The following is a 6,182-nucleotide window of genomic DNA, read 5'->3' on the forward strand; positions in this document are numbered from 1 at the left end:
TAAAAACGCTTAATATGTAAAACAGTCTTTATATAGGTTCTAGGGATCGGGCGTTACGGTGATTGCCCCGTGAAAACTCACTGAGATCTCTGCACTGAAACCTGGAAGCCTAGGCTCATGATCGGGGGAATTTCACTGTTTCACTGCAGGTGATATCCATGGACGAAGATCTCATTAAAGATAATGCAATGCAACGAGCCAGAGCTGCCCAGTACGTCCTTAGTGCGGTTGGGATCGATTTTTCTTATGAGAATGGGTATAAGGTATTTGAGGATGTAAATATAGATGTGGGCCAGAACGAATTTGTTGCCATAGTTGGGCCATCTGGTATAGGTAAATCGACGCTTTTGAGGATACTCGGCGGATTCCTGAAACCTGACAAAGGAGCCGTTTATCTGTTCGGTAAGCAGATCAAGAGGCCCACCCCGGATATCATCTTAATACATCAATCCATAGTGACATTCCCTTGGTTAACGGCACTGGAGAATGTAATGCTGTCCCTCAAGGTGAGGAATGTTTCAGATGAGGAGGCAGAAAAGGCCGCCAGAAACGCCCTTGAGACTGTGGGGCTGCAGGGTTTCGAAGATCTATACCCGAAGGAGATGAGCGGTGGAATGAGGCAGAGAGTTGCCATTGCCAGAGCTCTGGCTGCAAGTCCTCTCGTCTTTCTTATGGATGAGCCATTTGCCCATCTTGATGAGTTGACGGCAGAAGGTCTCAGACAGGATATATATAATATACTCTTCAGTCCGGATACTCCGCTGAAGGGTGTCGTTTTGGTTTCGCACAATTTAACTGAGGTTGTGGAGCTGGCCGATGAGATATACGTGCTTAACAATGTTCCGGCCACCGTGGTTGGGAAGGTTCATGTGGATCTGCCCAGGCCAAGGAATCCGAGAAGTGAAGAGTTCAACCAGATACTGGATGCTCTCTACAACTATCTTACGCCACCTAAGGTGAGAAAGATATGAACGAGATTCTTCTCATCACACTGGCTGCTCTTGCGACTGCCGGTAGGGTTCTTGGTCTTATACTGATATCAATAGTAACAGGCTGGTTTCTTGCCTATGCGGCCATAAAGGGGAAAATATTTGAAAATATTTACATCTCGATTATCGAGGTATTCGAATCAGTTCCAGTTATTTCATTCTTCCCGATAGTTTTGATCATATTTGTGACGAGGATCGGCGGTCCACTCGGAGTCGAGATGGCTGCTGATTTTCTCGTCTTTACCGCCGTGGTCTGGAACATATGGATGGGTGAGTATCAGGCTTTTAAGACAGTTCCCCGGGAGATGCTTGAAGTTGCTGAGAACTATCAGATGTCGTTTTTTACAAAGATGAGAAGAATATTCATTCCATTTTCATATCCTAGGATTGCTGCAAACCTGTTTCCAAGCGTTTCCGATGGGTTTTTCTACATAACTGTTAGCGAAGTGTTCAGTGTCGGGGTACATACATACCAGACTTTTGGTATAGGCACGGTTCTGGATTCGCTTGCCGCGAGCGATAAGACAGGGCTCATTTATATGGCGTTATTGATACTCGCTTTTGTCATAATAATCATAATACTCGGGCTGAGGGAGTTCAGCAGATATGCCGTGTCGAGATATACTGTTGATACCGATGCGCCTATAATAAGGAGAGGGCGCCTTAATGTAAAGCAGACCACCAGGCTGCTCTCTGTTGTCGCCAGAAATCCACTTTCAAGACTGGCGGGATACTACAGATCCAGGGTCATGTCAAGGCCCCCTGAGGTCTTCGAGAAGCGTGAAATGCGACGGGAGAAGATAAGCAGATACTCGAGCATAGCCATAGGTTTCACAATACTCGGCCTCATAATATATTCTAGTACCGATCTCATAATTTCGGTTTCTCATAACGAATGGAACCATCTATTTTCTATCACGCCTAAGATACTTCTCTATCTTCTGTATGATTATGCAAGGGTAGGAGTGATACTGGCTCTATCTTTTGTGATAGCCATATTTCTAGGCTATTATCTGGCTATGCATTCACGAGCTGAGGGTATTGGCGTGCCGATAATACAAACGCTGAGTGCATATCCTCCGCCCATCTATTTTCCCTTCATATTCGGGGCAAGTTTTACTGCTATACATTCTGTACTTGGCCCATTCACTGATGAATTCTACGTTCTCGCATTGGGCTTCGTGAGCACATTCTATTACATATTCTATTCCTTCTGGATGGGCGTGAAGGCTCTTCCGTCAGAATATTTTGAGGTCATGAAAAATCTCAACATGGGATATTTTAGAAGGATGAGGAGTATAATATTACCGGGCACTTTCCCGTATCTCATATCTGGCATATCATCTACGATAAATAGCGCGTGGGGCGGCCTGATGATAGGAGAATACTGGCCAGATATAATACCAGGAAGAAATCTAAGCGTTCATTACGGATTGATGAAATTCATTGATATAGAGACCAATGTTGGGAACATAGCGATGGCCGCATGGGGTTCATTCTTGTTCGGCATAGTTGTCGCGATATACTCGATCATCTTCACAAGGAGGATGATGGATCTTGCTAGAAAGAGATATGTTGCAGAGGAAGGAGTATTCGCTGCCTGAGATGGTTTGCGATATGACGCACGTGCTTATGTCAAATAGAACACTTTTAATATTATGCTAAGCATTAACTAACGATGACTGAAGTCGTTGACCCCAATGCGAGGATCGCTGATCTCGTGGGATTATTGTACGTTATGAATAACATATTTGATGGAAAAACTGATCTTTACAGGCTTGAGAAAGAGATGGAAGTTGATATAGACGATCTCATGCCCATAGTGTACACGGCCTCCAATCTAGGCTTCGTCTCTGCTGAGTCAGGTGACATAATAATAACCGAGAAGGGAAGAGAGTATGTCAAATCAGGGATAAAACGGAGGAAAGAGATAATCAGAGAATCACTTAAAAACATAGAACCATTCAGGACTGCAGTCAGGCTTGGGCATTTCGATCTGGATCAATTGCTTGAATCTCTGAATCAGGAAGGAGTACAGACCTTCAATTCACCATCCGGCAACCATGATCTTGAGGTCATACTCATAGAATGGGGCGTTTATTCAGGTCTACTTAGAAAGGATGACGAGGGGTTTTCTGTTAATTGATCTAGTGTATAGAATCGGATGATGGAAGGTCTTTTTAGATATTTAATGTACAACACCGGATAATTTAATTTTAAGTTAGAATCTTTGTGCGAACTGATTATCCTATCGATCATATACCGCTGAATTCTCGGTATCTTGAGAGAAGCTCCGCATCTATGGACGGTTTGATGCTTCCGATAACGTCCAGCAGATCTCTTGTCTCAACGGTTCTCTGTTTACCAGTCTTCACAGCCTCCATAAAGACATTCTGACTTGCCTTCTTGCATATGAATTCTATATCAGCGCCACTGTAACCCTCGGTCTGCTGTGCAAGTAGATCGTAATCTATATCCCCAGCCTGCTTGACCTTTGCCATGTTTAGTTGGAATATCTTCTTTCTAGCCACAATATCTGGAGGCGGTACGTAGATCTTTATGTCAAATCTGCCAGGCCTCAGCATGGCCTCATCAATCTCCCATGGATTGTTCGTTGCTGCAATTATGAAAAGATTCTTGTTCTTCTGAGAATTTATACCACCAACCTCATTCAGTAGCTGTGCGACTCCTCGCTTTGCTGCATCGGAATTTGATGTATCCCTCTTTGGCACAAGTGCGTCTATTTCATCAAAAAATATTATTGACGGAGAGAGCAGTGCTGCTGCCCTGAAAAGCTTGGATATGTTCTTTTCAAACATACCGAACCATTGGCTGTAGAGACTTGCAGGATTTACATTTATGAATCTAGCCCTCACCTCGTTTGCGATCGCCTTCACTATGAAGGTTTTACCTGTTCCTGGCGGGCCATAGAGAAGCATTCCTCCACCAAATTGTATATTGTACTCCTGGGATAGCTCCTTGAATTTCATTGGATATACGATCTTTCCCAGTATCTCATTCTTTACATCTTCTAATCCCGCAACATCTTCGAATGTAACTTTTGGGATCTCCGGTTTTTCAAGGCCTATTTCTTCTAAGAGGGCTTCCCCCTCTGATAATCTATCGTCTCCTTCTTTTTCACGTACTGGCTCTGCGTTCACATTAACTCGCTGATACGCATTCAGAATTATATTGCACTGATCCAGTCTCTTCTTCTTCAAATCTGGAGGTGAGGCATTTGCAGCTTCCAACATCAACCTGTAGGCAGCGAAATAATACTCCTTGGCCTTGTCCTTATGGCCAAGTGATTCCTCCTTAATACCTCCCTGCAATAATCTCGTTGCCTTATCTATCTTTTCATCGGCTTCATCCAACATTCTCACTCTCCGTGCTCTTGTAACTATCCATTACCGTTCCTTTTGTATACAGCTTGATCTTTCCTATTTTCTTCTGAACGTAGATGAATTCAACTTTGACCTCATATTCGTCGGGAAAAATGGCGTATTCAGTGAGTATGCGGCTGAACTTGGATGAGAAAAAGAGGTAATCACGCTCACTTCCGTTGGCGATAAAGAAATAGGCCTCAAGTTTGGTACCTACAAGCCTATCTCTACCGGGAACAGCTGTTTCAGTTATTTTTTCTCTTTCCGGAACCACAGATACGTCCATAAGTTTTCCAACAACCATCATCTTATTCTGAAGTCCATATGCTTGTCCAAGAACCTTTCTGGATGCAGTTATATAATGCTTCGAAATGCGATCGTCATTTATTTCTGGTTCATAGTATTTCAGCACGTCTGTTACAACGAGGGACATAATTACCATCTTTCATGGAATACAGTCTTATTAAGCTTAGCGATTTGTGAATGGAATCATCAATCTCATAGAGCAAGCCATCCTCTATGTATATTTTAAGATATGCCGATTACTTCTGATTGCTGGATTGATCATATTATATGGTTGGATATATTCATATTTATATATGATTCTCTTATCTGTAAATGTTGTCTTCCGATCCAGAGTACTATGATGAATACAGGCGATTGATATGGTGGCTATTCTTCGGTACCAGGGGAGGCCAGATGCGGCTACGGATAATTGATTACCTAAAGGATAAGCCTTCGAATCTCAATCAGATAAGTGCTTCCCTTGGAATAAATTACAGAACGGCGGAGCATCATGCCAGGATATTAGAGGATAATGGTGTACTTGTTTCGGAGGGAGATAAATACGGGAAAATATATTATATAAATCCAGCCTTTATGAATAAATTTGAAATTATAGATAAATTCAGAAAAAAAGATTAGTTTGATTATGGGAAGTATTTAATGAAGTCAAGCAGATGGCCATATATCGCCGTATAGCCTATGAAAAGGGCTATAAACGTTCCTATGGCAAGTATAGCCGCTTCAACAATGTATACCGCCTTCCCCTTCTTAGGATCCACGAACATGACTGGAGACAGGAGAGCAGCAATACCATCTGCAACATAGAGACCCATGGCGGCAAGAAGATTATCTCCAGTTTCAAGATGATAGTTTACTATTCCCACCGATTCTATTATTACATATATGCCAAGGAAGAAAAGCAGAATAGACACTGAGGATATATCGTAGTGTTTATAATAGGCTATGGCTGAAATCGTAAGAAGAAGCCCAGCCATGAGAAGTGGATCACCGAAGAGCATATTGTAGCTTGAAGGCAGTGGCCATGTGAAGGACATGATGAAACCGCTCAGAAAATCGAATACACCAATACCAGCTGCTGGGAACAGAAGACTCTGAATCCTTTTTTCATTTCCCAAGGCTGAAAATAGAAAGTACATCGATCCAATTGCTGTTGTCATACCCAATGCCAGAAGCATTACAGCCAATGAATCTATAAATTCCGCGCCCATATTATCACAATTCAAATATCGCAAAATTGTATTTCAACTTATCTATTTGTGCATTATTTGACGAAATATATTGTCTAGATACAGATAATGGAAATTTTAGATGTAATAAATAACAAAATATGTTATTTGTGAAAATATTAAAGTATCTAATGTCGATTTCTATTATTTAATAATATTTTATTTCATTTTGCGACTAAATAGAAAACTTTATCTAATTATGTGCTATTCTTTATTCGATAGATATGTCCAAGACAATGTCGATTGTTCTGGCCTCCGGAACAATAGATAAGATAGCA

The 6,182-nt window shown here is 41.9% G+C and carries 7 protein-coding genes; 4 read left to right on the top strand and 3 right to left on the bottom strand.

The window, feature by feature from the left end; translation table 11 throughout:
* Positions 1-158: 158 nt before the first annotated feature.
* The 3 genes from Q0C15_RS06710 to Q0C15_RS06720 all read left to right on the top strand — a co-directional run bounded on the left by Q0C15_RS06710 (position 159) and on the right by Q0C15_RS06720 (position 3,135).
* Positions 159-971: an ABC transporter ATP-binding protein gene (locus Q0C15_RS06710; RefSeq protein WP_297217572.1), complete on the top strand. Its 813-nt coding sequence runs from the start codon at positions 159-161 to the stop codon at positions 969-971.
* The gene (locus Q0C15_RS06715; protein ID WP_297217574.1) at positions 968-2,593 is read left to right on the top strand and encodes an ABC transporter permease subunit; all 1,626 of its coding nucleotides are present in this window, start codon (positions 968-970) and stop codon (positions 2,591-2,593) included. Before Q0C15_RS06710 ends, Q0C15_RS06715 begins: the two co-directional genes overlap by 4 nt.
* 74 nt (positions 2,594-2,667) lie before the next feature.
* Positions 2,668-3,135 carry an AAA-associated domain-containing protein gene (locus tag Q0C15_RS06720; protein ID WP_110642189.1) on the top strand — a complete coding sequence of 156 codons (468 nt, stop codon included), beginning with the start codon at positions 2,668-2,670 and terminating at the stop codon, positions 3,133-3,135.
* Positions 3,136-3,244: 109 nt separating this feature from the next.
* Here Q0C15_RS06720 and Q0C15_RS06725 read toward each other — a convergent pair whose 3' ends face one another.
* Positions 3,245-4,366 (bottom strand): ATP-binding protein, encoded by a 1,122-nt coding sequence (locus Q0C15_RS06725; protein ID WP_297217578.1) that lies wholly within the window; start codon positions 4,364-4,366, stop codon positions 3,245-3,247.
* Positions 4,356-4,805: a hypothetical protein gene (locus Q0C15_RS06730; RefSeq protein ID WP_297217580.1), complete on the bottom strand. Its 450-nt coding sequence runs from the start codon at positions 4,803-4,805 to the stop codon at positions 4,356-4,358. Before Q0C15_RS06730 ends, Q0C15_RS06725 begins: the two co-directional genes overlap by 11 nt.
* A gap of 185 nt (positions 4,806-4,990) precedes the next feature.
* Here Q0C15_RS06730 and Q0C15_RS06735 point away from each other — a divergent pair, with 185 nt between their 5' ends.
* Positions 4,991-5,296: a winged helix-turn-helix domain-containing protein gene (locus Q0C15_RS06735; RefSeq protein WP_297217582.1), complete on the top strand. Its 306-nt coding sequence runs from the start codon at positions 4,991-4,993 to the stop codon at positions 5,294-5,296.
* 5 nt (positions 5,297-5,301) lie between these two features.
* On the opposite strand, the gene Q0C15_RS06740 is transcribed toward Q0C15_RS06735, so the two are convergent.
* Positions 5,302-5,886 (bottom strand): DUF981 family protein, encoded by a 585-nt coding sequence (locus Q0C15_RS06740; RefSeq protein ID WP_297217584.1) that lies wholly within the window; start codon positions 5,884-5,886, stop codon positions 5,302-5,304.
* Positions 5,887-6,182 lie beyond the last annotated feature (296 nt).

Origin of the sequence: Thermoplasma sp., from assembly GCF_023256435.1 — an archaeon.
In the GTDB taxonomy this organism is placed as follows: domain Archaea; phylum Thermoplasmatota; class Thermoplasmata; order Thermoplasmatales; family Thermoplasmataceae; genus Thermoplasma.

Bases quoted from the DNA above. Each gene is read 5' to 3' on its own strand.
- Q0C15_RS06725 (WP_297217578.1), bottom strand. From the start codon at position 4,366: ATGTTGGATGAAGCCGATGAAAAGATAGATAAGGCAACGAGATTATTG.
- Q0C15_RS06715 (WP_297217574.1), top strand. From the start codon at position 968: ATGAACGAGATTCTTCTCATCACACTGGCTGCTCTTGCGACTGCCGGT.
- Q0C15_RS06710 (WP_297217572.1), top strand. From the start codon at position 159: ATGGACGAAGATCTCATTAAAGATAATGCAATGCAACGAGCCAGAGCT.
- Q0C15_RS06740 (WP_297217584.1), bottom strand. From the start codon at position 5,886: ATGGGCGCGGAATTTATAGATTCATTGGCTGTAATGCTTCTGGCATTG.
- Q0C15_RS06730 (WP_297217580.1), bottom strand. From the start codon at position 4,805: ATGTCCCTCGTTGTAACAGACGTGCTGAAATACTATGAACCAGAAATA.
- Q0C15_RS06735 (WP_297217582.1), top strand. From the start codon at position 4,991: ATGTTGTCTTCCGATCCAGAGTACTATGATGAATACAGGCGATTGATA.
- Q0C15_RS06720 (WP_110642189.1), top strand. From the start codon at position 2,668: ATGACTGAAGTCGTTGACCCCAATGCGAGGATCGCTGATCTCGTGGGA.